22 protein-coding genes are annotated in these 26792 nt (G+C 62.0%); 7 read left to right on the forward strand and 15 right to left on the reverse strand.

The features are described from left to right. Positions 1 to 15 precede the first annotated feature (15 nt). Positions 16 to 1833 carry a lipopolysaccharide assembly protein LapB gene (locus AB1495_RS16840; RefSeq protein ID WP_244268986.1) on the reverse strand — a complete coding sequence of 606 codons (1818 nt, stop codon included), beginning with the start codon at positions 1831 to 1833 and terminating at the stop codon, positions 16 to 18. A 118-nt stretch (positions 1834 to 1951) separates the two neighbouring features. Between AB1495_RS16840 and AB1495_RS16845 the strand changes: the two genes are divergently transcribed. Genes AB1495_RS16845 through AB1495_RS16865 form a run of 5 tightly spaced genes read left to right on the forward strand, consistent with a single transcriptional unit; the run spans position 1952 to position 5390 of the window. Next, positions 1952 to 2683, forward strand: coding sequence for a flagellar hook-basal body complex protein (locus tag AB1495_RS16845; RefSeq protein ID WP_240790865.1), 732 nt, complete (start codon positions 1952 to 1954; stop codon positions 2681 to 2683). A 21-nt stretch (positions 2684 to 2704) separates the two neighbouring features. Then, positions 2705 to 3490 carry a flagellar basal-body rod protein FlgG gene (gene flgG, locus AB1495_RS16850; protein WP_074636879.1) on the forward strand — a complete coding sequence of 262 codons (786 nt, stop codon included), beginning with the start codon at positions 2705 to 2707 and terminating at the stop codon, positions 3488 to 3490. A gap of 12 nt (positions 3491 to 3502) precedes the next feature. Beyond that, positions 3503 to 4186 (forward strand): flagellar basal body P-ring formation chaperone FlgA, encoded by a 684-nt coding sequence (gene flgA / locus AB1495_RS16855; RefSeq protein ID WP_064216618.1) that lies wholly within the window; start codon positions 3503 to 3505, stop codon positions 4184 to 4186. Then, entirely contained in the window at positions 4183 to 4920 is a 738-nt protein-coding gene (locus tag AB1495_RS16860) for a flagellar basal body L-ring protein FlgH (RefSeq protein ID WP_005849010.1), read from the forward strand. The genes flgA and AB1495_RS16860 overlap by 4 nt, the downstream gene beginning before the upstream one ends. Before the next feature lie 14 nt (positions 4921 to 4934). Then, positions 4935 to 5390, forward strand: a complete 456-nt coding sequence (locus tag AB1495_RS16865; RefSeq protein WP_005849008.1) for a hypothetical protein — start codon at positions 4935 to 4937, stop codon at positions 5388 to 5390. 9 nt (positions 5391 to 5399) lie between these two features. Here the strand turns inward: AB1495_RS16865 and AB1495_RS16870 are convergent, their stop codons facing one another. The 12 genes from AB1495_RS16870 to AB1495_RS16925 all read right to left on the reverse strand — a co-directional run bounded on the left by AB1495_RS16870 (position 5400) and on the right by AB1495_RS16925 (position 23053). Then, a complete protein-coding gene (locus AB1495_RS16870) occupies positions 5400 to 6071 on the reverse strand; it encodes a flagellar hook assembly protein FlgD (RefSeq protein WP_074636881.1) in 672 nt (223 codons plus the stop codon). Positions 6072 to 6084: 13 nt separating this feature from the next. Continuing rightward, the gene (locus AB1495_RS16875; protein WP_074636883.1) at positions 6085 to 7533 is read right to left on the reverse strand and encodes a flagellar hook-length control protein FliK; all 1449 of its coding nucleotides are present in this window, start codon (positions 7531 to 7533) and stop codon (positions 6085 to 6087) included. Position 7534: 1 nt separating this feature from the next. Continuing rightward, positions 7535 to 8206 (reverse strand): sigma-70 family RNA polymerase sigma factor, encoded by a 672-nt coding sequence (locus tag AB1495_RS16880; protein WP_005849004.1) that lies wholly within the window; start codon positions 8204 to 8206, stop codon positions 7535 to 7537. A gap of 126 nt (positions 8207 to 8332) precedes the next feature. Next, positions 8333 to 9616, reverse strand: a complete 1284-nt coding sequence (locus AB1495_RS16885) for a TRAP transporter large permease (RefSeq protein ID WP_009824360.1) — start codon at positions 9614 to 9616, stop codon at positions 8333 to 8335. After that, on the reverse strand, positions 9609 to 10130 hold the full coding sequence (locus AB1495_RS16890; RefSeq protein WP_074636885.1) for a TRAP transporter small permease: 522 nt from the start codon (positions 10128 to 10130) through the stop codon (positions 9609 to 9611). Before AB1495_RS16890 ends, AB1495_RS16885 begins: the two co-directional genes overlap by 8 nt. 52 nt (positions 10131 to 10182) lie before the next feature. Continuing rightward, positions 10183 to 11163 carry a TRAP transporter substrate-binding protein gene (locus AB1495_RS16895; RefSeq protein WP_074636887.1) on the reverse strand — a complete coding sequence of 327 codons (981 nt, stop codon included), beginning with the start codon at positions 11161 to 11163 and terminating at the stop codon, positions 10183 to 10185. An 88-nt stretch (positions 11164 to 11251) separates the two neighbouring features. Then, entirely contained in the window at positions 11252 to 12133 is an 882-nt protein-coding gene (locus AB1495_RS16900; RefSeq protein WP_074636888.1) for an NAD(P)-dependent oxidoreductase, read from the reverse strand. A 30-nt stretch (positions 12134 to 12163) separates the two neighbouring features. Next, positions 12164 to 13651: an aldehyde dehydrogenase gene (locus tag AB1495_RS16905; RefSeq protein WP_074636890.1), complete on the reverse strand. Its 1488-nt coding sequence runs from the start codon at positions 13649 to 13651 to the stop codon at positions 12164 to 12166. 220 nt (positions 13652 to 13871) lie between these two features. Further along, positions 13872 to 15152 carry a surface lipoprotein assembly modifier gene (locus tag AB1495_RS16910; protein ID WP_074636892.1) on the reverse strand — a complete coding sequence of 427 codons (1281 nt, stop codon included), beginning with the start codon at positions 15150 to 15152 and terminating at the stop codon, positions 13872 to 13874. A gap of 164 nt (positions 15153 to 15316) precedes the next feature. Further along, positions 15317 to 16309: a transferrin-binding protein-like solute binding protein gene (locus tag AB1495_RS16915; RefSeq protein ID WP_244268988.1), complete on the reverse strand. Its 993-nt coding sequence runs from the start codon at positions 16307 to 16309 to the stop codon at positions 15317 to 15319. Between the two features lie 193 nt (positions 16310 to 16502). Beyond that, complete coding sequence (locus AB1495_RS16920; RefSeq protein ID WP_074636896.1) at positions 16503 to 21365, reverse strand: cytochrome P450; 4863 nt, start codon at positions 21363 to 21365, stop codon at positions 16503 to 16505. 56 nt (positions 21366 to 21421) lie between these two features. After that, complete coding sequence (locus AB1495_RS16925) at positions 21422 to 23053, reverse strand: hypothetical protein (RefSeq protein WP_074636897.1); 1632 nt, start codon at positions 23051 to 23053, stop codon at positions 21422 to 21424. 192 nt (positions 23054 to 23245) lie between these two features. Between AB1495_RS16925 and AB1495_RS16930 the strand changes: the two genes are divergently transcribed. Beyond that, on the forward strand, positions 23246 to 24931 hold the full coding sequence (locus AB1495_RS16930) for a thiamine pyrophosphate-binding protein (protein ID WP_074636899.1): 1686 nt from the start codon (positions 23246 to 23248) through the stop codon (positions 24929 to 24931). A 72-nt stretch (positions 24932 to 25003) separates the two neighbouring features. Here AB1495_RS16930 and AB1495_RS16935 read toward each other — a convergent pair whose 3' ends face one another. Further along, positions 25004 to 25753, reverse strand: a complete 750-nt coding sequence (locus AB1495_RS16935) for an SDR family oxidoreductase (protein WP_074636901.1) — start codon at positions 25751 to 25753, stop codon at positions 25004 to 25006. 96 nt (positions 25754 to 25849) lie between these two features. Between AB1495_RS16935 and AB1495_RS16940 the strand changes: the two genes are divergently transcribed. Then, a complete protein-coding gene (locus tag AB1495_RS16940; protein ID WP_074636903.1) occupies positions 25850 to 26485 on the forward strand; it encodes a glutathione S-transferase family protein in 636 nt (211 codons plus the stop codon). A 13-nt stretch (positions 26486 to 26498) separates the two neighbouring features. On the opposite strand, the gene AB1495_RS16945 is transcribed toward AB1495_RS16940, so the two are convergent. Further along, entirely contained in the window at positions 26499 to 26792 is a 294-nt protein-coding gene (locus AB1495_RS16945; protein WP_074636905.1) for a CcdB family protein, read from the reverse strand.

Raw genomic sequence — 26792 nt, forward strand, 5'->3', positions numbered from 1 at the left:
AATTTGCAGCCGAGTTCATGGAGATATCCCCGAATTCGCGATGCTTTCAAAGGCATTCTCTAGCTGCTCCAGCCGCTTCGCCGCCCCGCCCGCGCTCAGCGGCAGCACGTTATCGCGCACCTCGGATATGCTATTCGCCAGTGAAATCAGATCCTTGGACGGCGTGAGACTGGGAAACGAACGCGTCACCTGCTGTAGCGTCTCTTGATCTTCGGACCGATAGGCCGCGATCAACAGGCGTGTGGCATCCTGCAAGGAAAAATCCTGCGGATATGTCCGCCAAAGCTGCGAAAGAACGTCCGCCGCCTGCGGCCAGCGCTCTTCTTCTGACAGCGCGAGCCCCACATCTCGCAAATGCTGCGCCGTTGGTGCATCGACGGACGCCTTCAGTAACGCAGGCTTATCCCCCAGTTTAGAGAGGGTTTGCGCCAGCAAACTCTGATGCGCCTCCTCCATCTCGGGGGCGATACTTACGTCCATCAGTTCCAACGTCAGCCGTGCATCGGCGAATTGCCCCCCCTGCACCTGTGCCTGCGCAAGCTTCATGTTCAGGCGGAAAATCTCGGCCGCGCGGGAGGTGCCTTGTTCTTCTTGCTTTTCTTGCAAGATACGCACGGCACGACGGTATTCCTTGGCCGCCAGATCGGTCGACCCCAGTTTCAGGACGTAGTCACCCAGTGTTTCAATCTGCGCCGTGAACCCTTCGGTATAGCGGAAATAGGGCAGCAAACGCAGATGCAGCGCGACCCAAGCCGACAGCGGATACTGCCCCTCGCCCCCCGCCTTATAGATATCTGCCAGCAATTCTTGCGCCTGCGCCTCAATCGGGGCGGCTTCGGCACGTTCGGGGAACCGCAGCAGAATACGGCCAAGGGTCAACACGGCTTCGGGATCATTGCCCAATGCGTGGTACACCCGTTCAAGCCGGCGCAATACTTCCAGCTCGTACCGCCCGCCGCGCCACGCCTCTGATCCGCCCTCTAGGGTCGATTGTGCTGCCAGCAGCGCGCCTCTTCCGCCATCGGCAAGCGCCATATCCGCAACCGCCAAACGGGCGCGCACGGCGTATTGGTCCCAGCCCTCTGCCGCTTCCAGATAGATCTTGAGCGCGGTCGCCGCGTCGCCCCGCTTTTGCGCGGCGCGTGCGCGCAGGAATGTACCGGATTCGGCCCCGGCCAGCTCTGGCATTTCATCTAGCAGGCGCAGGGTCGCGTCGACATATTCGCGCTTATCTAGCTCAATCGCCGCTTCAAGCAACACAGGCAGAACGGCCCGCACGACGGACTCCGGCTGCGTGCTCAGCCCGCCAAAGCTTGGCTCGATATTATCCGACAAGCGCCGAACGTCGGAGGTGGCTATCGCGTCCAGACTGGCCCAAAAGGCGCGATCCGGTCGGTTGCCTGCCAGCGGAGACGTGTTGAAAGGTGGCGTTACCGCGGTCGGTGCTTCCCCTGCCAGCAGACGCACCGCGTCGGACAGCGCACGGTGACGGCGTTTATGGACCGGCGTATCAGGGGTCACTTCGGCAAGGATAGAGCCCGCCTCGAACAGCAGCATATGGGCCATATAGAGTTCGGCCACATCCATCATCACCCGCGTCTGATCACTGCCCCGCTGGCTGCCGAGCTTGGCAATGTTGTGCCGCAAATCATCGCGCAACCCGTCCGGAGACCAGCGCCGCAAATCCAGATCCCGCCGCCATGTCTGCCCTGCGTCCAACGCGCTGTGATCCAGCGTATCAACCGCATCAGAGGGCGCGGCCACAAGCACACCCGCCGGAACCGCAAGAACCAGCAACGCCTTAACCACCGATATGCAAATATACTGGCGCACACCTATCCTTGAGAGTGTAAATAGAACTTGCCTTATCCTTGTATTCATGAAAATTTGTATTTGCAATGACATGTACAATGCGTTTTTTCGTGATGCTTCAGCACCGCCGGAGGATGAGATGAGCAATATCAGTTATGTGGCGCTTTCTCAGGCAACCGCGCTGACCCGCAGCATGGACACGACGGCGCATAACCTCGCCAACGCCACGACCTCGGGCTACAAGGCGATCCACCCCGTGCTTGAATCCATACCCGATGGCAGCGGCGACAACGCGATAAACTATGTACGCGAAAGCGGGACGTACCTTGAACTTGCCGACGGCCCGTTGATGCAGACCGGCAACCCGATGGACATCGCCGTGGCCGGTGACGGCTGGCTCAGCTTCCAGCTCCCCGGCGGTGAAACCGGCTACAGCCGTCATGGGCGCCTTGTTGTGGATGTCGACGGCCAATTGAAAACCGCAGGTGGTATGCCCCTGCTTGGCGTGGGCGGCGGGCCTGTCGTGCTACCCGATGATGTGGGGGACGAGGTGGTGATCACCACCAGCGGCACCGTGACCAACCCCCAAGGCGCGGTGCTTGGCGCGGTCAGCGTTGTCGCGATCAACGAGGCTGCGCAGATGCTGCCCATGGGCGCGGGCATGTACCAGTTGCCCCCGAACGCAGGTCAGCCGCAGCAGATGGAGAACCCGCAGGTCAAGCAGGGCTTTATCGAGGGCAGCAACGTGAACGCCGTCCTCGAAATGACCCGTCTGATCGACATCCAACGGGCCTACGAGAATTCGGTCAAACTGATGGGGTCGGACGATGATCTGACCCGCACGGCCATCCAGAAACTTGGGCGCGTATAACGCCGCCGGAAGGAGCATAAGATGAAAGCACTCGGGATCGCGGCCACGGGCATGTTGGCGCAACAGACCAACGTTGACGTCATCGCCAACAACATCGCCAACGCCAATACCACCGGCTTTAAAAGCGGGCGCGCCGCGTTTCAGGATCTGGTTTATCAAAGCTTTGCGAGCGCCGGATCGCTGACCTCCGAAGAAGGCACTGCGCGGCCCGTAGGCACTGATATCGGCTTGGGCGTGCAGGCTGCGGGCGTGATCCGTCACAACATCCAGGGCGGCTTGGTGCAAACCGAAAACCAGCTGGACCTCGCCATCGAGGGGCGCGGCTATTTCACCGTGAACCGTCCCGATGGCACACAGGCCTTTACCCGCGACGGGAACTTCCAACTGAGCGCCGAAGGCCAGCTGGTCACCCTGAACGGCTATGAGGTAGAGCCCGCGATCATCGTGCCCGAACTGACCCGTCAGGTTGAAATCAACCAGGAAGGCGTGGTCATGGCCTATGTTGAAAACGACCCTGAACCGGTGGAACTGGGCCAGTTGAACTTTGCGACCTTCCTGAACGAAGCGGGCCTGAAACCCGTCGGTGATAACTTGATGGAGCAGACCGCCGCGTCGGGCGAGCCTGTGCAGAACGTCCCCGGCACCCCCGGCGTCGGCATCACGCGGCAGGGATATCTTGAACAGTCGAACGTCAACATCATCCAGCAGATCACCGACCTGATCTCGGCACAGCGCGCCTACGAGATGAACTCCAAGGCGATCGAGACCGCCGATCAGATCATGACCACGACGAACCAGATCAAGTAACGGGTTGAACCGATGAAACGTGTTGCCATTGCCCTTTTCGTGTTGTTCCAGCTTGCCGCCGCTCTTGTGGTGGCGGGCCCTGTGCTTGCACAAGCCGTGCCCGTGACCGACCTGATCGAGGAACGCGCCGTCGCCGAACTGGGGGCAACTTTGCCCGCGAAAGCCAAGCTGGATATCCGCATGGCCGAGGGGATGATCAAGAAGGGCAACTTCGTGCAGGAGTTCTGGATCGACCCTGACTCGGGCCAATTCATCGCAAATGTGGTAACCGACAGCGGTGTCCCGCAACGCGTATGGGGTCTGGCGATGGTGACATTGACCGTGCCTGTTCCCAACCGGCGCATCGTGCCCGATGAAATCGTCCGCGCCCAAGACGTGTCGCTGGTCGAAATGCCGATGCAGCGGGTCGGCAGCTATGCGATCAATGAATATGATCAACTCGTCGGCCAGCAGGTGCGTCGTATGCTGGTCACCGGCCGCCCCGTCCCGCGCAATTCGGTCATGCCGCCCCGTATCATCAGCCGCGGTGAAAAGGTCAAAATCCGCCTGACCCACGGCGGGCTGCAGCTAACGGCCAAAGGACGTGCCCTGGATGATGCCCATAAGGGTCAGGAATTGCGCGTCGTCAATCTTTCCAGCAACAAGGCCCTGTCGACCATCGCGATGGCAGCAGGCGTCGTCGAGGTCGTACAATGACATCCCTTCGTTTTCCCGCTCGGCTCGGCTGCCTGCTTGCAGCTTCGGCGCTTTTTCTGGCGGCCTGTGGTGATTTTCAGGAAACCCACAACCCCACAGTCAGCGATCTGACGCTGAGCCCCGACCACATGGGCGAGGTCAACCGCGTGAGCATCCCGATGCCTCTGCCCAAAGCGCCCGAACAGCCCAAACGCGCGGATCAGGCCAGCCTCTGGAGCAATTCAACACCGCGTCTATTCCAAGACCGTCGCGCCGGCGACGTGGGCGATCTGGTCACCGTTCTGATCGATATCGATGACCGCGCGCAGTTGCAAAATGCCACAGGGCGCAGCCGGTCCTCCTCCACGGGGGTGGACGACCCCGATATCCTGAACTTCGACACCTCGACCGACAGCGGGCAGCTGATTGGCCTGTCGAGCAGTTCGTCCAGCGAGGGAGAAGGGTCGATCCGCCGGAACGAGACCATACGTCTGCGGGTGGCCGCCCTTGTGATCCAGACCCTACCCAACGGGAATTTCGTGATCGCCGGACGGCAAGAGGTCAAGGTGAACAACGAACTGCGCGAGCTGCGCATCGCCGGCATCATCCGCCAGTCCGATATCAACGTCGGGAACACCATCGACTACGATAAAATCGCCGAGGCGCGGATCACCTATGGTGGGCGCGGGCAGATTTCGACGGTGCAAACCGCGCGCTACGGTCAGGACGCGCTTGAAGTGTTCCTGCCCTACTAAGGCGGGACGAAGGTGTGATCAAATACATCATCATCGCCGTTTGCGTGATTGGTGCGGGGGCCATGGGCTATGTCGGGGAACGCTTTATGCGGCCAACGACATCGGCCCCCTCGGATCAGGCGGCCACGCAAGAGCTGATGTTCAAGATGCCCTTGGGCAAATTCACCATGCAAATCATCCAGAGCCGCAAAATCCTGCATCTGGTGTTTGATATGGATGTCTATGTCATGGGGGCTTCGTCGTTTCACGAGATCAACGGTGCCGTCGGGCGCGCCCGTTTGCGCGACGCCACCGTGTCAGCGATCGCCGAGCTTGCGGAAACCGACCTGAGCCTCGCCCAACCGATCGAAGAAGAAGCCCGCAAAGCAGAGCTTGCGGCGCAAATCGTGCGCAAGCTCTACGTTAATTTCCCGGCAGTACGTACGGCGCGGCTGAACAGCTTTTACGCCAATACCAGCCTGCGCAACTGACGGACCTGATCAGCTCGCCGATTTCACCGTGATCGACGACGCCGTTTCGCCGCCGTCCAGTCCAAAGATGATCTCTCCCTCGCGGAAACGTACATCTTCGACGCGGGCACTGCGCGACGGCTGGATCGCGATATTGTTGCCAGCGGCATCTTTCGCCGTCAGCACCACGGTGTATTTCCCCGCCAATTGCGCGTTGCCGTAATCGTCCTTGCCATCCCACCCCAGCGGGTTCGCGGTGCCGGATACTGTGGACAGGCCGTTGATCGTACGCACATTGCGCCCGAGCGGATCATAGATTTTCGCGGTGACCTCGGCTGCGCCGGCCCCCACCTCGTAGGAGGTCGAGGTCGTGCCATCTTCCAGCATCACCACATCGGATTGCACCGTAACATCGCGCCCCAAAAGATCGGTGCCCCCCAAATTCAGCAAGCCGCTGATCTGGCTGGTCAAGGTCTCTAGCTGGGTATTGGTCTGCACCGCTTGTTCCACCTGCGACAACTGCGCAAGCTGTGCGACAAACTGCGTGCTATCTACCGGCTCAAGCGGATCCTGGTTCTGGATCTGCGCGGTCAGCAGGGTCAGGAACTTGGTATAATCCTCGCCCAACTGGCCCAGTGAATCCTGCGCCGAACTTTGGTTCGTGCTTGTGAAATTGTTCAACAGTGTCTGGCTTGTCAGCATGGATCACACCCCCTTAGGTGAGAATATCAAGTTGTCCGTCATCCACCACATTTTTGTGCTGAACGCCAGCGGTCACAGGGCCTGCGCCGTCGTCAATGCCCCCAGCGAACCCCGCGGTAGAGCGCTGTTGATCGCGCGCGCCATCATCCGAGAACCCCTGCTGGAATTCAAAGCTGCCCGCATCGGTAAATCCAAGCCCCTGCGCCAAAAGCTGGCGTTCATCGCGCAGGGTTTGCAGGACGGCAGGGTTTTCGACACGGACCACAACGCGGGTGCCGCTGTCCTTGTCGGTGACGACCTCGATCTCGATTTGCCCCAACCCGCGCGGATGCAAGCTGACCGAGGTGCGGCCCTCTTTCGCCTCGACGGCCTTCACTTGCGAGATCAGCGCATCGGCAAAGGGTTTCGGTGCAGGTTTGGCCTGCGTCTCGGCACTTGGCGCGGCGGCTTTCAGATCGCTTGCTTGGTCGGCGAGGATCAACGCGTTGCTTTCCACGGGCTGCGCCTGAACCACCTCGGCGGGCCGGAAGGTCGCGGTGACATCAACGGGCGCTTTGCCCGGTGCGGCTGCGCCATTCTGACCTGCGTTCAAGAAGGTCGGCTGCTCTGCCCCGAAAGCGGCCTGCCGCAACGGCGCGACGGGCGTATCCGCGTCGATTGTCGGTTCCGGCGGGGCGGTTCCCTCAGCCGCGGCCGCGGCTTGGGGTGCTGCACGCGGCGGGGTCGAAACCTTGTCACTAACCTGCGGTTTAGGGACGGGTTGCACTCCCGCCGCCCCCTGCGTTTGCGCAACGGTTTGAACCTCTGCCGTGGCAGCGATCGGTTGCTGTGCCGCTACTGGTGTCGCGGGGGCAGCAACGGGCTGCGGCACAACAGAGGTTTGCGGTGCGGCTGCCGCGATTTTGACATCGGTTTTCGCCTCGACAGGGGATGGCACCGTAGGTGCAGCCGTTTCGGGCGCGACCTTAACAGCGGTTTGCGTCACATTGGCCGCTACCGCGTCAGCGGCCAATGTCGGCGCGGCCAACGGCAACTGGGGGTCAGTTTCGCCAGCTACACCTTGCACGAACGTCTGTGGCACAGCGACTGCGGGGGCGCTGACGGTGGTTGCGGTAGTCACCTGCCCTGTTGCTTTTGAGGTAGCCCCCTCGCCCGTCGGTTGGGCGGCCGTCATCAGACCGGTGAAGGACGTCTCCATCGACAAGGCCGTCGGATCGCCCGCTTGCTCTGTGGTCAGGGAAAGCCCCAGCACATCTGCCATCCCTTCGGAGGTGGTATCGTCACTACCTAGCAGAATAGGCTCACCATCGGGGTCGAGGGTGAAGGGCGGTACCGCAGCACCTGCCTCGCCAATTGCGACGGTCCCCATCAGCGCGGCGAACCCTTCGGGCACGGCGCTGGAGCCCTTGCCGGTTTTCACGCCAGCCTGCCCCGTCATCAATGCGGATAAAGCGACATTCATCTCAATGCATCTTGCTTGTCATGACGCCACGCGCTGCGAGCTCATACTTCAACCGCGACATCGCGCGGCGTTCGATCTGGCGCAGCTTGGCGGGGGTGACCTCCATCCGCGTGGCAAGATCTTGGATGCTCTCGGGTGGCTGCTGCAAGGTCCGTGCCCGCAGCACCTCGCGGTCCATCGGTTGAAGCCGTTCCATCGCCTCAAGCAATCGCGCGCGGATCAGGGTTTGCGACGACTGCGCGATCACGGCCTCTTCGGGGTTGGGGTCTTCCGACGCAAGCAGCGCAAAACTGTCATCGTCGTCAATGGAATGCTGCACCGTTTTCTGCACGCCCGCCGGAGTCTCGACAATAGCACGCAGGTGGTTGCGGGCGGTCATCGTGGCGTTCTTGACCCACCATTTCGCATAGGTCGAAAACCGCACATCCCGGTCTAGATCAAACAGATCGGCGGCGTGGATCAGCCCCAGTATCCCTTCGGAAATCAGGTCTTCGCGTTCGGCCTGATCATCGCTGAGCTTGCGCGCCCAGTAGAACACGATACGCGCATGGGACAGAACCAAGGATTCAAGTGCGAACTTATCTTTGCTGACCTGCCAATCCTTTAACAGGACACGTTCATCTTCCAACGCCAACATCGGCGCATTGCGCGCTGCTGCATAAGTTATTGTCATTGCCTGCCCAACTTTTTCCCCAACATGACCACACTTCACGAATCTGGGAAAGTTTATTTTGCTTAAGGCACGGTTAAATTGGGTTTTATCCTTGGCGAACAACCCGATATCAAAGGACAGTTAGCCCTAGAACCCGCTGAGCGTCGGCAACCACGTGGACAGCGCAGGGATAAAGGTGATCAACAGCAACGCCCCCATCAATGCGATAAAGAACGGCGGCATTTCCTTGATCAGGGCCGATGGCTTGATGTTCACCGCCGACGAGACGACAAAAATCAGGCTTCCCACCGGCGGTGTGGTCAGACCAAGGGTCAGGTTCACAATCACGATAATCGCGAAATGATCCGGGTCGATCCCAAGCGCAAAGCTGATCGGCGCAAGGATCGGCACAAGGATCATCACCCCGGGCAGCGGGTCCATGAACAGGCCAAAGACCAGCAACAGCGCATTCACCGCCAGCAAAAAGACAATCGGCGACAGATCCCAGGCAATGATCGTCTCTGCCAGAAACTGCGGCACGCCTTCGATGATCAACACCCAGGCAAAGGCCCGCGCCGCGCCAAGGATCAACAGCACCGCCCCCGACACCAAGGCCGCGCGCAGGATGATCGCGGGCAGATCCGCGACCCGCAGCGACCGGTAGACGAACATGCCGACGAACAGCGCATAGAAGACCGCGATCACCGACGCCTCGGTCGGGGTGAACACACCAAAACGGATACCGCCGACGATCAGCACCACCAACATCAGCGCGGGCAGCGCGTATAGCGCGATCCGCGCGATCTCCGCCAAGGGGGGCATCGGCGCGCCGCTGGCATAGCCGCGTTTGTGGCTGACCCGCGCATTGGCCAGCAGCACCGCTGCGGTGATCAGGATACCCGGCAGCACACCCGCCATGAACAGCGACCCGACCGATACCTGCTGGTCCTGCATCGCATAAATAATCATCGTGATCGACGGCGGAATAATCGGCCCCACGACCGAGCTCGAGATGGTGAGCGCTCCGGCATAGGCACGGCCATAGCCGCCCTTCTCCATCATGCGGATCATCATCGTCCCCGGCCCCGCAGCATCGGCCAGCGCCGAGCCGGAGATCCCGGCGAACATGGCAGAGCTCACGACATTCGCATGCCCCAGCCCGCCTTTCAGATGCCCCACCAACGACTGCGCCAAGCGCAGCATCGCAAGGGTCACCGCCCCGCCGGTCATGATCTCTGCCGCGAGGATAAAAAACGGCACCGCCAGCAGCGGGAAACTATCAAGACCCGAGAACATCTCTTTCACCACAACGAGGTTGGGGTAGGACGACCCGAAGCTCAGCGCGACAAAGACGGATATTGCCATCGCAAACGCCACGGGCAGACCAAGGGCGAGCAGCACGAAAAGCGCCGGAAAAAGGATCTCAGCCATTTGCGCCTCCGGGCAGCGGATCGGCGGTGGCCCCGTCCATACGTTTATAATCCCCGGCCATGATGAAGGGGCGCGCTATCAGAAGCAGGTGGGCGATCAGCAGCGCAAACCCGACCGGCATCGCGGCGTAGACATACAGGAAGGGCATCCGCAGTGCGGGCGTCACCTGATACTGCATGCGCTGCGCATATTGGATGCCGACGTAGACCATGAAACCGAAAAAGACCAAAAGCCCCAAGGCAATTCCCGCCCGCAGCAGCTTTTGCCCCAAGCTGGGCAGCGCATCCTGTAGGTTGGTGATCGCAACATGCCCGCCGGTGCGCAACACAAGTCCCGCGCCGCCAAAGGTCATCCAGATCATCAGATAGCGCGCCGCCTCATCCGCCCAAGGCAGCGAATGGGCGGTCACATAGCGCAGGGTGATATTGGCACCGACGACTAGCGTCATTGCCGAAAGCATGAGGATCAGCGCCCAACCGTTCAACGCCACGAAAATGGTTTCCAGTCTCTTCACGGCTTCCCCTCGCCCGATGTCGCCGGCACCCGTTGGATGCCGGCGGTATTGCTCACTCGAAGTTTACGATCGAGTCGACCAGCTCTTGGCCGTAGGTGTCATAGTAGCCTTCATAGGCCGATTTGATTGACGCCTGAAACGCGGCTTTCTCTTCGGCGGACAGGGCGTTTACTTCCATGCCACGCTCTTTCAGCGTTTCCACACCCGAGGTTTCCACGTTGTCGACATAGTCCCGCATCGCGGCAGCCGCTTCAGTTGCGGCTTTTTCCATCGCGGCCTTCTGATCATCGTCCAACCCCTCCCAGAAAGGTTTGGACACCAGCAGCATCGCGGGTGAATAAACGTGGCCCGACAGGGTCAGATATTTCTGAACTTCGTTCAGCTTGACCGAAACGATCACCGACAGCGGGTTTTCCTGACCGTCGATCACACCTTGCTGCAACGACGAAATCACCTCGGGCCAGGCCATCGGCGTGGGGGCCGCCCCCATGGCGTCGAACGCCGCGAGGTGCACGGGGTTTTCCATCGTGCGGATCTTCAGCCCTTCGACATCGGCAGGCGTATGGATCGCATTGCGGTTGTTGGTGATGTGGCGAAAGCCCTGTTCGCCCCAGGCCAGACCGTGCAGGCCGACAGTGTCGAACTCGCCCAGAATTTCCTGACCGATGGGCCCGTCCAGCACGGCACGGGCGTGGTCCAACCCGCTGAACAGGAACGGAATGTCAAAAACACCAGTGGCGGGGACGAAGTTCGCCAGCGTGCCCGAGGACACGATTGTTGCCTCGATGGTGCCCAGTTGCAGCCCCTCGATCACTTCGCGTTCGCCGCCCAGACCCGAGGACGGGAAATGCTTGAAGCTGAACTGATCGCCGGTCTCCGCCAGCACCACCTCTTCGAATTTCTGCGCCGCGACGCCGTAGTGGCTGTCGGGGGCCAGAGCATAGCCGATCTTGATCTCGGTCTGCGCGGCGGCAGCACCGGCCAGCGCGACAAAGGCGCTTGCGGCCGCAAAATGTGTCAGATTGAATTTCATGGTAACCTCCCAGTAACCTTGTGGATGTGCTATCTAAACCCACCAAAGCTGACAAGATGCAGCCCTCGTGGCACCGCGCAACGCTGGCTTAGCCTCGCGCGGGTTTCCTGAACAACTTTACCAGCTCGGGCACATAGGCCTGACCATGCCCCGCCTCGACCGTTCGGGCGAGCGCGGCAGAGACGTTATCGGCGACGGTCTGTTGCGCCCCCGATGCGGTCGACATGGCACGGTAATAGTCGATGTCTTTTTGTGCATTGCTGACGAAAAAGGGCAGCCCTTCGCGGTCGCCTTGCGTGATGTAGGGGGCCAAACGCTCAAGCGCGACACTGGCCCCGCCACCACCGGCCAGAACATCCACAAAGACCTGCGGATCGATCTGTGCATCGGCGGCCTGCGCTGCGGCCTCGGCCAGCAGGGTCATGAACCCCACCGACACATAGTTATGCAGCAGCTTTAACCGGTGCCCGTGGCCAAGCGCACCGACGTGGTCGACCGTATCGGTAAAACTTGCCAGCACGGGCCGGACCTTTTCCAGCACCGCGGCGTCGCCCCCCACCAACAGGTTCAACGCCCCGTCATGGGCATGTTTCGCCGTGCGCGTCATCGGCGCATCCAGATAGGCCCCGCCCGCGTCCTGTACGGCGGCCCCCATACGCAGGGTGCTGTCGGGCAGCGCGGTCGAACAATCGACAACCACCGCGCCGGATTTCAACGCCGACACCAGCCCGTGATCGCCCGTGACAATCGCCTCCACCTGAGGCGATCCGGTGACGCAAACGATAATCACATCACTCACCGCCGCCAGCGCGGCAGGCGTGTCATAGGCCACCGCGCCAAGGCCCGTAATCTCGTCTACAGGCTGGTTGCCGGGGTGATCCAGAAAGCCCAGTTCGAACTTGCCCTTGCGCAAGACGTTCCGCGCAATGCCGTGGCCCATCAGACCGACACCGATAATGCCAACTTTCATCGCGTTCCTCCCTTTGTCCCGTAGCGCGGTTTAATCCGCGTTGATCCAGATCGCTTTGGTGTCCAGATATTCTTCCAGATGCTCGGTCCCGCCTTCGCGGCCATACCCCGACATCTTGACCCCGCCAAAGGGCACCGCTGGATCAATGGCGTGATACATATTCACCCAGACCGACCCTGCTTTCAGCCGATGCGCCAGCTTGTGCGCCGTCCCCAGATTGGTCGAGAATACACCAGCAGCCAGCCCATAGGGCGTGTCATTGGCGCGGGTCACGACCTCGTCCAGATCATCGAACGGCAGCGCGGAAATCACGGGGCCGAAGATCTCTTCGCGGGCGATGCGCATGTCGTCGGTGACGCCGCCAAAAACGGTGGGCTGGATGAAATGCCCACCCTCCAGCGCCGCCCCTTCGGCACGTTGCCCGCCGGTCAGAACCGTTGCGCCCTCGGCCGGACCGTCCGACAGGAAACCGGCGATCCGTTCGGCCTGACGGGCCGAGATGATGGGCCCGATATCCGTACCCTCGTCAATCCCCTGCCCGATCTTCAGCCCTGCGGCAAACTCCGCCACGCGGCGGGTGAATTCATCATGGATCTCGCGCGCCACAAACAGCCGCGATCCGGCGATGCAGATCTGACCCGAATTGGCAAAGACCGACATGGCCGCGACCGGCACCGCCTTGTCGATATCCGCATCCTTACAAACGATGACCGGCGATTTACCCCCCAGCTCAAGCGAGACACGTTTCAACGTGCCCGTTGCCGCGCGGGCAATCGCCTGACCCGTGGCGGTTGATCCGGTGAACACGATCTTGTCCACATCCGGATGCGCCGCCAGCGCGGCACCGGCATCAGACCCCATTCCGGTCACTACATTCAGCACCCCGTCGGGCAGCCCCGCCTCTTGCATCAACCGCGCGATCATCAGCACGGTCAGCGACGCCTCCTCGGACGGTTTCAACACCACGGTGCAGCCGGTCGCCAGCGCGGGCGCGATCTTCCAGACGGAACCGGCGATTGGCGCGTTCCACGGGATGATCGCCCCGACCACGCCCACGGGTTCACGCACGGTGGATGAATAGATCTCGCCGGGGAAGGAGTTCGGGATCGTCTGGCCGTGGATCATCACCGCCTGCCCCGCATAGAACCGCAACATCCCCAACACGCGACGGCTGTTGGCCAGCGTGCGCTGGATCGGCATCCCCATATCCAACGTGTCCGACAGGCACAGGCGTTCCCATTCGGCCTCGAACTTGTCAGCGATGCGCAGCAGCAGCGCCTGACGCTCGAACGGGGTGAATTTGGCCCAAGGCCCCTCGAACGCCGCGCGGGCGGCTTTTACGGCGGCATCAATATCCGCCGCGCCCCCCTGTGGTACGGTCGCCAGCAAAGATCCGTTCGCCGGATTGCGCGCATCCATCTCTGCGCCCGATTGGGCCGAACACCATTTACCGTTGATGAACATGGGCCGAAAGCTGCCGTCATACAGCGCGCTCGCCAAAGCGTTCCAGTCTTTCATACGTGTCTCCCTTGCTTTGCAGACCACCGCGTAGATGGCGTCTTTCTGCACCTCGGATCGAGGCGCCGCAAGGTAAGGGAGGCGAATTAATCCAACTTTTTGAAAGTTTTACGGCAATGGCATGCCCGAATGGCCCGCAAACCTGTGTTTTGTCAGGAGATTCGGGCCGTCTCTTTGGTGTTTGCAGGAACGGGCACCCCATCAGGCTACCCGCCCCACGTCAGAACTTGAGCGAGAGACTCGCCCCGATGTCGTGGCTGTCATAGTCGAACAACGCCACATTCGATTTCGCCCGCGTGTAGGTATAGGTGATGCGCGGCACATATTTCCCGATCTGCACCTTGTTGTGCTGCACCGTGAAGGTGAGGCTGGTGGTGTCATCCTCGCGCGGGGTCGTGGTGCCGGGGAAGATGCCGTCGTATCTGTCCTGTTCGTATGCCAGTATCACGCCGGTCGACAGGCCCGATTTCCACTGTTTGTCGATCCCCATCGACACCCCGGTTTCATGGTGATCCAGATGCGCGCGCTGTGTCGTTTCGCGCAGCTGCGACAGGCCGAAGGATAGCCCCAGCGTCGGCGTCAACCGATGTTGGTACGAGACCGAAGCCCGCATCCGGTGCCCGTCCCGAAACGGGCTTTGGTCATAGGTCTGCCGATCAAACCGAAGCGCACCCGACACCAGATCACGCGGACGCAGCTGATAGGCTCCGCGCAGCTCCGCCCCCCACCGTCGCCGCACGATGTCTGAATCAGAAAAGCTCAGCTCGGCAATCGGCCCGAAAGAGAACCGCCCCCGCTGCCCGCCACGAATGACATCGAACCGTGCGACGGCCGTGGTTTCCGTGTTCAGCGCGGAATCGTAGAATTTCGCATCCAAACTGGCGGTGCCCACGCCGGACCATCTTTCGTTCCACTGCCAGCGCCGCCACGCGGTGCCGCCAATCGCCAGCCCCAACCCGGAAGACGCGCGCGACGCAGGGTTCAACGTGAACGGCACCCCGCCAATCAGTATTTCCTGCTCAGCGCTGCCGCGGGTCTGGTTCGACGATGGCAACAGCGCGAACCGCAGGGCAAAGCCGCCGGGCTTGCGCGAGCTATTGTTCAGGATAAAGGTCTGCAATCCGGCGCGCAGCTGTTCGTCGGCGGTTTCCGCGACCAACCGTTCCGCATGATAGCGCGCAGCGGTCACATCACCGCGATAGGCCAGCAGCAGGGTCAGCTCGCGTCTTGCGGGTTCATAATCGGGCGCGATGCGTACCAGATCGCGAAACAGATCAACCGCCGCGGCAGGCTGGTTCTGGCGCATCAGGATTTGACCTTCCAGATAGGCCTGATGCAAGGGCCCGTTCGGATCCCCCTTGACCAACTGCGCCAGACTGGCCCGCGCGGCGTCATAGTTTCCCTGTTCCAGATAGTCCTGTGGTGTCGCGGCCTGCGCCTGTCCGGGCGATTGGCACGCCAAAAGAACGCCCATCAGGGCGGCAAAAAGAAGATGTTTCATGGATTAACCCTCAAGCAGTTAAATCGGCGTGAAACCTGAACTCTGCACTGCGTCTCCCACATGAAATAATGGGGAGACGCAGGCATGGCTTGAGGTCATGCCCACGCCCAGAGAAGCGGGACCCGTAATTTGATCGACGCTTCTCTATCCCGTTGTCGTCGACCTTAGTCGACTTTGTCGGCCGAGAAGTAGCCGTTCCCGTTCAGCGACCCGTCGTCAGCGCCGATACCAAATGTCAGCGCACCGGCAACCTGTTCGGCATTTGGCCCATAGAACGCACCGGAGTACGTCCCTTCGGCACTATTGACGTCGATATCGCTGATGAAATCCGCATCTGCCGTCAACGTCCCGGCAAAACCATTGTTGTCGAACGTGGTTTTATCCATCGCGATGGTCCCTTCAACGGCATCACGTACACCGTCTTCGGGATCTTCGATGGTGGTGTTCCCGATGGTGCCCCAGATCTCGCCCGCGCCAAAGTCTGCCGTCATCGCGATCTCGCTACGCACCTTGTACCGGCTTTCGCTGTTCGATTCGAAGCCGCTGTTTGGCACAACATTGATCCGCGACCGGCCCGTATATTCGGCTTTTGGCAGATCTTTCAGATCTTCATCCGCCGTCTCGGTACCAAAGATCGCAAAGGTACTGTCGCCGGACACGTGACCTTCGGCGTTCTCGGACGACCGGAAAATCTGCACCACCTGGGCAAAGCCGTTGCCCGCCGTCAGCAGATCTTCAACCGGACCATTATAGTTGTAGACCCCGGCGAATTTGCCATCCACCTCGACCTCGTAGCCGTCACCGTCGCCGTTCACGTCGGCAGGGGTGAACGCCAGCTCTTCGCCGTCGATGGTCACGGTCAGCGCGCCATCATCATTGCGCTTGATCGACGCGGTGACATCAGTCGTCGTGCTGGTTTCCCCGGTGTGATAGTTTAGGTTCTGCAAGGCGACGCCCACGGCGCGCGCGGTCAGCGTCTTGCCTGACGCAATAGCAGCACCGGCATCGACCGGATCACCGTCCTCGTCTGTTGCAAAGGTCCGTTTGGCCTGCGCCTCTTCGGTGATGTCTGTCACATCAATCACCTTGTCGACCCCGTTCGATGACCCGCAGGCCGCGACGCTCAGCGCCAGCGCGGTCGTTGTCATCAATTGCATGTAAAGTTTCATTTCAATGCCCTTTCTAAATAGCCCCAAGCGGGCGGGTGCCTGCCGAAATCGCAGCAGGTTAAGAAAGGTTAAAAATCGACCGTAAACGTACCGTAATTTTTTGCGCGGCGCTCCGTGAAAAAATCGTGAAAAAAGAATGCATCAGGCGGTTTTTCATCGCTAAACGCTCAGAGGGCCTAACCTATAGTTGCGACAGATATGCCAGCGCCTGTTTGCTTGGCATAAAGAAGTACCCCCCCGCCACCGTTCGGGTGAAATCCACCGGCGCAGGCTGTGCGACCCCCACCCCTTCCGCGCGGGACATCGGGCACATATCCAGCGCCAGCGACTCCTCCGACCCCGGAATAATGAACGTATCACCCTTCTGTTTCGGCGTGATCAAAGGGTCCGGCCCATGCCGCCCGCCGTGGAACCCGTCGGCGTTGATCCAGGTCTGCTGCACGAACTCGAACTGCCGTTCGATATTGGCGTTAAAGCACATAAAGAAGGTGCCTTCCTCTTTCTCAACCGGCGGTACGGTCTCGGTATCGCGCCGCACCCAGCCCGCGTCGATCAAGCCAGCGTCCTGCGGCGTGTCAAACGCGCTGCTATAGGTCCGGCCCCGTCGCAACAGCCGATGGCGGTTGTTGATCTGCAAAGTGATCTCGTGACCGGGGCGGAAACTGTCGCGCGGGTTGGCGCGGCGGATATGCGACCCGATCGGGCAATACAGCCCCAAGGGGTCGTCCTCGCCATGGCGGAAATCATTGTCGGGAATCACCGGCCGCAGCAGATCGCGCGGTATGCCAAGGGGGCCGACCTCATGCTCCAGCTCTGACAAGGCATCGTTGAACGCGGCCCAGCCCTGCGTCGTCCAGATCGTCTCATCCATGCTCAGACCGCCATGCACGCCCAAACGGCCGCTGCCCCTTGGCGTGCGTGTCCGGTCAAGGAACTGCTGCAGCGCAACCAGATGGCCGTCGGTCGCAGGGCGCTGGTCCGTGGCGGCCTGCAATGCCTTGAGGCGCAGCCCGACATAGCGACGCACGACCGCGTGATAGCGCGCGCGGTTGCGCAGGCTGCGCGACACCGACGGGTTGCGCGCCAGTGAACTGCCGTCCGCCCACCGACCGATGATCTTGGCGGTGATCCATTGCTCCATCCAGATCTGCCGTGCATCCGGCCCCATAGGCACATCGCCATAGGGCGATTGATCCATCTGCCCGCGCTGCATATCCCCCAGCACGATATCCTTGTCGCCGGGCATGTGGTCGCCCTGCCGGATCCTGATGTCGGCCTGCATATCCTCGCGGATCGCATCCGCGATGCCCTTTTTCGGCAGATGTCGCGCCTCAAGCCCGCGCGCCTTGGTCGCCACAAAATCCTTCAAAGCCTTGTCATTGTGCAAGATCTGCCGCACCGCCAGAAAGCTCCCGCCGCGGCCAAAATCACGCTGGTCCCCCAGATGCAGCCGCCCAAAGCGCGGCACCAGATCCGTCACCGGCCGCTCGACCGCCGACAGCCCCTGCGCCGCCGGCGTATCGGCGGGCACGGTGATCGCCAGCGGCAGGTAGCCCCGGGAATCGGGATACCCCAGGATGAACTCCCCCGCGCCGACCACATCATCCGGCGCGGCCTTGCCTTTGGCAAAGGCCTGGGTGTGGCGCATGATCGGCTGCGAGATACCGTCACGCGTGCCGAACCCGTCGCTATGGGCCAAGCCGCGGCGTTGCAGATCCGCCCGCACGATGCTGTCAACCGCGATGCCATATTGCTCGAACATCACGGTCAGCGTGTCGTCGGTTGCCGCCTGCTCCGAAGGATCGCGGGCATAGGACAGCAGCAAAGCGTGCGCGGCGCCGTCGCTCCATCGCCAGCGGGCGGGATCGGCGGGCGTGCCCGCATCGCCCAACACCCGCGCCCGTGCCGCCATGCCGCTGGCAAAGGCATGGGGCAACGTCGCGCGCCCGTCGTGGGGCGTGTCGGGAAACCCCAGCAGCGACAGCCCGCCAGAGGACAGGGCAATGAAATGCGCCGGATAATCGGGATAGGCGTCGCCAAAGCTCAGCCGCGCATCCCAGGGCGCACCGGGGGTCTCGGCATTGCGCGCCTCTTGCAGCAACTGCGCGATCAGGCGCTTGCCCCCCTGCCCCGTGTCAAAGCGCAGCACCCGCGCCGTCATCAACGGATGTCGCCCCAGCCCGTTGAACAGCAAGGTCTGCACCTGGTCCGTCTCGATCGCATCGGCGGGGCGCGGCGCGGTGTAGAATAGGTTGGCCCACGCGCGATATTCGTCATGGGTCAGCGCCCGCGCCAGCCCGTCGCGCACCAGCGCATTGGTGCGGATCATCCCTGTGGTCAGCTGCGGAAAGCGGCTGTACCAGACCTGCGTCTGCACCTGCTGGCGCCGCACCCAGCGTTTGAACCTGTCACCGTCCTGCGCCCCATCCAGAAAAAACCACCGGCTGCGCGGAAAGCCCACGCAGTTGTTCCACGCCATCGTCTGGCCGCGGTGCACCTTGGTGATGAAATCCTCGAGGTAGCTTTCCCAGCTGCCGTCGTAATTGCCCTGAAAGATCAGCTTTTGACTGCTTTTGGGGCAGTACCAGCGCGCATAATGAATGGTGGCGAAATCGGTGACAAAGCCGGGGCGGAACCACAGGATTTTCATATATTTGATGATGTGGAACGCCAGCGCCGTGGTCAGCCGCCGCAGCAGGCCGGGCTTCAAGGCACTGACCGAGGTGATGTGGTTCTGCGCATAGCCGGGCAGATCCTCCATCGCTTGCACGGCGGCGACGTGATCATGAGGCGCATAGCGGTCATCCGGCGTCTCGCGCGTCTCGACCCGCCGCAACCACGCCAGCACCCCGCCCGCCACCGTAAGCGCCAGCAACAGCGGCACCATCCAAAGCGAGACATAGACATCCGCCGCCTGCAACAGACTGACAATACCAAAGGCGACCAGCCCCACAGGCAGCACCAACGCCAGCAGCGCAAAGACCGCCAAGGGCTTCAGCCCCAGCCCCGCATATTTCGCGATAAACCCCGAGAAGGGGAAATCCTTGTGCCGCGAGAAGCGCGGATAGCGATGGGATGGGCGGTACAGCAGCGCCGCTTTCGCAGGGTCCTGCTGCATCTGTTTGCGGATATCGGCGACCAGATCGGCGGGGTCCGTGGTGCCCTCGGCTGCGCGCTGTCGCACCTGCGCCTCGGCCCAGTCATAGAGGTTTTTCTCCGCCTCGATCTGGCGCACGGGCATATGTTCGGTGCCGTTGAAGTTCACCCCGATGGTGCCCCAGGGCTTGGTATCGGGATGTAGCAGATGCGCGCGCACCGCCGCGACAAACCCGCCCTGCGCATCTTTCAGAAACGGCAACACTGTCGAACAGGGCGCGTCGATCCGTTGCGCCAGCCGCGCCAGCGCGTCCCGCGGCATGCCATCGGTGTTGAACTCTGCCAGCAGATGCGTGGGCCGCGCATCAAGCCGCGTCTCGGCCCCCAGATTGACCAGATTGAGGCTTGCGAAATGCACGATCCCCGTGCCCTCAAGCCCCTGCTTCAAATCCGATGTCTCCTCCTGCAACCCCGCCAGGACCGCGCGGAGCGCCTCTATATCCACCCCCTCTTTCAAGGGCACTGGTGCCACGATCGTCGACTGTGCCGCGTGACCTTCCACCATGTCGAACCGCATCCGTAAGCGGCCCAGATAGGGGCCATAGAACTTTGGCCGCTCGGGTAGAAAGGCGATGCCGGGGCGCGACAGGATGATCTGGAATGCCTCGGTGATGATCTCATGCGCCATCTCGTGCCCCAGACAGTGATGCATCCCCAACCCAAAGGACAGATCCGGCCGCGCGGTGCCGTCCTTGGCCAGGAACCCTTCGCCGGGCATGAAGCGGTTGGGGTGTTTCACCACCCGCGGATCATGCAGGGCTTGCGCTGTTGCCAGAATGACCACGGCACCGGGTTTGATCCGCCGCAGCGCCTCGGGCAGGCCCTGCGTATCGCCGGCCTCTTTGCGCAGGCGGAACTGGCCGGGAAAAAGCGACGGATTAAAGCGGGCGATCTCGAACAATATGTCACGCAGGGCCAAGCGGGCCTGCGGATCGTCGGGGGTGGCTTCGGCTCGCGCGGCACAGCGCAGCGCCTGATGGAACTGGTCCGGCTTGCGGCGCATCTGGTCGAGTATCTTGCCCGCCGCAAGCGCGGTGGTGGGCACAAAGCCGGTGATCACCCCGAACAAGATCACCCGTACGGTGTCTTTGTCCGACTGTTCCCAAACCGGCCCAGCATCGCCTTGCCGCGCGACCTGATCCATCAACCCTTGCAAGAAACCCGCCTGTGCGGGGTCCGCCCGTTCGTCGGCGGACAGCTTGGCATAGGCGTCGATGCTGGCATCCAGCAGATCGCAAATGCGCTTGGCCCCGATCATCGCCTGCCGACGCACCGCAGGCGTGCCCGAGGGGTCAGCAAAGATCAGCGAGGAACAGGCCGCCGAAAACGCGGCAAAGTTTTCCGCGCTTGGTGCCGCGATGCCAAAGGTCTTCAGACAGGCCTCTGCCGTGACGCGCATAAAGACATCGCGCGCCATGTCGATCTGCCCGCCGCTATCCTCCAGCAAGGCTTCGGTCACGCGGCGCACCACAGGGCGCACATGGGTCACCGGATCAATCGCCGCCCAAGGATCGCGCAAAATCGCCATCTGCGCGGCATGGGTCTGTGCATCATCGCCCAAGGCAAAAACCGGCGGGCCTGCCATCTCTTCCATCTCGGGGCCAAAGGGCACGCCAAAAACATCGGGCCGATGCAATGCCGCCACGATATCGGCGTGGCGCGTGACAAAGTGATACGGCCCCAACCGCACCACCGGCGCAATCCGCTGCATCAGGCGCAGCCCGCCATGTTTCATCAGCCCTTGCGTGATCCGGCTACGCAGCTGTGCGACCCAACTGCCGTTCAGCGCATCAAGCGTGAAATGCCGCGTTCCCAGATCAGAGGGATGCGCCCGCTCCTCCGCCTGCGCTTGCCGGATACCAGCGTAGTTGTCTGCATATTTCGTCATGCGTCGGATGCCTTCTGCAAAGGCCCCTCGGGGGGTCACCAGCCGGCGCGCCGTACCTAGAACATCTCTTCAATCATACGCGCGTTCAGCGACCGGTCCGAAAAGGGAAGCCAGTTGATATAGCTGCGGTTGAAACGGGGCTCGAACTCGTACAGGTCGCGCTTGGCACGCGACACGGCGTCGGGGCGACCCATGCGGTGCAGCGCCAGAACCTTGACCATATGGGCGTACCAATAGGCAGGGCGCAGCAACAAGGCGTGATCCGCGTGCTGCAATGCGGCCGACAGATCCCCGGCCAGCAGCGCGGCAAGGGCTGTCTCCCCCTCGAAACAAAAGCGCTGCGGGTGGTGGGGCGACAGGCGGATCGCATGTTCCAGCGCCTCCAGCGCCGCCAGAGGGTTGCCATCATAGGCCAGATTTGTGCCGCGCTGGTCATGGGCAAAGGCCAGCGAGGGGCACAGCCGGATCGCCTCGTCCGTGTAATGCACGGCCGCCGTCTTGTTGCCCAGCCAACATTCCGCGCAGCCCGCGATCCAATAGCCCCGCCCGTCCGAGACATCCAGCTTGATCGCCTTTTGCGCCTGTCGCCGCGCCAGCTTGATGTCACGCGGATCGGCGCGGCAGGTCCAGACCCGCCACAGCGTGGTCAGCGCAAGATAGACATGGGCCTCTATATGACCGGGGTTGCGCGCGATGATATCCTCGAAGATCGCCTGCGCCTTCTCGAAATCCTCGGCCGTGAGGCGGTTGATATGCCAGCGCCCCTGCCACACCAGCGCCTCGTCGCTTTGTGCCGGCCGCGACTGCGACCGCTGTTCGTAGGACTGCGCCAAAGCACAGCTAAAATTTCCCGCCACCTCGATCGCCATATCCCGCGCGACGGCGGCAAACCCCGCCCCGATATCGGCAGCATCGGCCAGCGGCGCGGTAAACTGCGCACGTTTCACCGATTGCCCTGTGGTCAGATGCGTCAGCTCCACCATCAAGACCAACCGCCCGCCGCTCTGGCGCAACTGGCCGGTCACCACGTAATTCGCCGTCGCAGGCCGCGCGGCACCGGCGGCGCTGCGGCCACTGTGCACGGCCCAATCCATAAAGCTGATCCAACGATGCCGCGCCAGCTGGTCCAACACCTGCTCTGCCAGTTCCTGCGTCTGAGGGGTCAGCGGCTCGGCACTGGCAAAGGGCATGAGCGTCACACAGGGCACATCCAGCGGCGGGGCGAAGTCAACCTCTGACGGGTCGGGACCGCCCTGCGACGTCTCTAGCTGGCGGGACCAGAAAGCGCGTTGCTCGCGCAGCCAGTTGTCGAATTCGGGGTCCCTGATATCAAGCCCTTCAAGGAACTCCGCCTGCCCCGGCAACCGCTGCGCCACTGACGAAAGCTCAAGCGCATCTACCGCGACCTCGCTCAGCGACAGCGTGACCGTGGTGCGATCCGCCTCCAGCACATCGCCCATCGGGGCAAGCGCACGGCGCAGGGCAGACAGTGTCTGGCGCAGGCTGGCCGCACCTTCACGCTCTCCGCGTTCGCTCCATAGCTTGTATTGCAACCAACGTCTTTCGCGCCTGCCACCGGGGGCGACCGCCAACATCGCCAGCACAGCGCGCGCCTTCTTCGAGGTGATGGTGACACGTGACCCATCGGTGCGCCGCAAATCGAACGGCCCGATGACATTTAGCTGCAATCCTAGAGTTTTATGAGAACCATCCGCCAAAACTACCCACCACTTTCGTCATGGTTGAGTGTGCGGGATACGTTTCCATCCGTCAATTTTTTTTCACCGCCGATGTTTCCCTAACGGCATTGCAAAACCCGCCCCGGCGTGCTGCATCTTCGGCAATCGAAAATACCAGATGACATGGACGGAGCCCGACCAATGACCCAGAACGCCCCCCTCAAACGCCGGACCGGCGGACAGGTCCTTGTGGACCAGCTTTTGATCCACGGGGCCGACACCGCCTATTGCGTGCCCGGTGAAAGCTACCTCGAGGTGCTGGACGCGCTGCATGACGTGCAAGACCGGTTCACCCTGATCAACGCCCGCCACGAGGCCGGTGCGGCGAATATGGCCGAAACCTACGGCAAACTGCACGGCACCCCCGGCATCTGCATGGTCACCCGCGGCCCCGGCGCCTGCCACGCCGCCATTGGCGTGCATATCGCGCAACAGGATAGCACGCCGATGATCCTGCTGGTGGGCCAGATCGCCCGCGACACCACCGACCGCGAAGCATTTCAGGAAGTCGACTACCGCGCCATGTTCGGCCCGATCGCCAAATGGGCGACCCAGATCGATGATGCGTCGCGGGTGCCTGAATATATGGCCCGCGCCTTCCGCGTCGCCACCTCTGGCCGGCCCGGTCCGGTTGTCATCGCCCTGCCCGAAGACATGCTGACCGAAATCGTCGAAGTCGCCGATGCGCGGCCCTATACCGCCACGCAGGCTCAGCTTTCGACAGCAAATGTAGACGCGCTGAAGGACGAGATCGCACAGGCCAAACGCCCGCTGATGCTGCTTGGCGGCTCCGGCTGGACCGAGGATGCCGCCGCCGCGATCACCCGCTTTGCCGAGACCAACAACATCCCCGTCGCCACCTCCTTCCGGCGACAGGATATCGTGCACAACCTGTCGCCCGTCTTTGCGGGCGATTTCGGCACCTCCACCGCGCCGACGCTGTTTGCCCACCAGAAAGAGGCCGACCTGCTGATCGTCATCGGGGCCCGCTTGGGCGAGATGACGACCAAGACCTACACCACCCTGCAATCGCCCAACCCCGATACACGTCTGGTGCACCTGCACCCTGACGCGGACGAGATCGGCCGCGTCTATTCCCCCGACCTCGGCTTTGCCGCCTCCCCCGCCGCTGCGGCCTCGGCGCTTGGTGATCTTGATCTCGACCGCGCCGACGATTGGCAGGAGTGGTGCGCTAAGCTGCATGGGGATTACCTGACCGACACCGACAGCCCCAATGGCGCGGAATGGGAGCTCGACATGGGCGTCGCCCTTTGCCAGATCCGCGATAGCCTACCGCAAGATACAATCGTGACACTGGACGCGGGCAACCACACAGGCTGGGCACAACGATATCTGCGTTTTGGCCGCCCGGGGCGCATCGTAGGGTCGACCTGCGGCGCGATGGGGTATTCCGTTCCGGCGGGCGTCTCTGCGGCGCTGGCGCATAAGGATCAGCTGGTGCTGTCATTCGTCGGCGATGGTGGCTTCATGATGAGCGGGCAAGAGCTCGCCACCGCCGCGCAATACGGGGCAACGCCGATCGTGCTGCTGTTCAACAACGGCATCTACGGCACCATCCGCATGCATCAGGAACGCGATCACCCCGAACGCATTTCAGGCACCACGCTGATCAATCAGGACTTCTGCAAAATGGCCGAGGGTTACGGCGCGCATGCGGAACGCGTGACCAAAACCGCCGACTTCGCCGCCGCGTTTGACCGTGCCCGCGCCAGCGGTCGCCCGGCCTTGATCGAACTGGTCACTAACCCCGAACAGATCTCTACCCGCACCACGATCGCGAAACTGCGCGATGCAGCAAAGAAATAGGCTCTAAACCCTGGATTAGAGCCACATATCGACACCCCGCCCGCTCGTTTTTACGTGGGCGGGGCCCCTCCCCTAGCCGCGCCCGATAAAGGGCATCTTGGTCGCCATCACCGTCACGAACATGGCGTTTGAAGCAGGCGGCAGGCTCGCCATATAGACCAGCGTGCGGCCCACATCCTCTACATCCATGCGCGGCTCTGCCCGACGTGACCCATCCGGTTGCAGCACACCCTGGGCCATCTGCTCTGTCATCTCGCTGGCGGCATTGCCGATGTCGATCTGACCACAAGCGATGTCATGCGCCCGCCCGTCCAGCGACAGCGACCGCGTCAGCCCCGTCACCGCATGTTTCGTCGCCGTGTAGGGTGCCGAGAACGGGCGCGGCACATGGGCAGAGATCGACCCGTTGTTGATGATCCGCCCGCCCTTGGGCGACTGCCGTTTCATCAACCCGAACGCCGCGCGCGCGCATAGAAACGACCCCGTGAGGTTCGCGGCCACAATGGCGTTCCAGTCGTCCAGCGACAGGTCGTCAATCTCGACCGCGGGGGCGTTAACGCCCGCATTGTTGAACAGTAGGTCCAACCGCCCGAACTGCGCCTCGATCCGGTCAAACAGCGCCAGCACATCCGCCTCGACCCCGACATCCGCGGTGATCGCCAGATGCCCCTCCCCCGCTAACGCGGCGCAGGCCTCCTCTAGCGGGGCCATCCGGCGCCCCGTCAGCACCAGCGTAAACCCTGCGTCTGCCAGCGCTGCGGCGCAGGCGCGCCCGACGCCGCTGCCCCCGCCGGTAACCAGTGCAATCTTCCTCTCCATCATCCCCCCGATCTGCGCCTTTGTGATCCGCGCAAGCTGATTTATACCAAGGGCATAGCAACCCGTTTTCCCCCCTGACGCAAGCCGAAGGACGCCGCAATGATCGACCTCTATACCTGGACCACCCCGAACGGCCGCAAGGTCTCTATCCTGCTGGAGGAGTTGGGCGTACCCTATACCGCCCACCCCATCGACATCACCAAGGACGACCAATTCGCGCCCGACTTCCTTAAAATCAGCCCCAATAACAAGATCCCCGCGATCAAGGACCATCACAACGGCCTCTGCCTGATGGAATCCGGCGCGATCATGTGGTATCTCGCTGATAAATATGGAAAATTCCTGCCGAACGATGCGATCGGACGTGCCAAGGTGCATGAATGGCTGATGTGGCAGATGGGCGGCTTGGGTCCGATGGCCGGACAGGCGCATCACTTCTTGCAGTTCAACCCGGGCAAGGCCCCCTACGCCGAAACCCGCTATGCGACAGAGGTCCAGCGGCTTTACGGCGTGCTCGACAAACAGCTCGAGGGGCAAGACTACATCTGCGGTGACTATTCGATTGCGGATATGGCCTGTTGGCCCTGGGTCGCGCGCTATGAATGGCAGCGGGTGGACCTGACGCAATTCCCCAATGTGTTGCGCTGGTACAAAGCACTGCGCGCCCGCGACGCGGTGATCAAAGGGTATCAAGTGCCGAAAGATGTGGGCGAGGTTCCCCGCGGGGAACCGTAAGCCGCGCGCACAATCACAGCCCGTCGATCAGTATATCCAAGGCCCGCTTCAACGCATCGCGTTCTGCCTCAAGCGAGGTCACCCTGTCGCGCAACGCGGTGCCGGGCACGGCGGCCAGCTCTTGCGCCCGCACGATCCAAGCATTTCCGTCGACCTCTACCTGCGGGGTCAGACCGGGAAAGGCAGCGTACCGCCCCGCCTCGCGCAGCGGTGCCACCACGCGCGAGGCGTCGATGCCAATCAGGTCGGTTTGCAGATCCACCACAAGCTGCCCGCCCGCAAGCCGGTACACATCAAACTGCGCCAT

This window comes from Sulfitobacter pontiacus, from assembly GCF_040790665.1.
In the GTDB taxonomy this organism is placed as follows: Bacteria; Pseudomonadota; Alphaproteobacteria; order Rhodobacterales; family Rhodobacteraceae; genus Sulfitobacter; species Sulfitobacter pontiacus.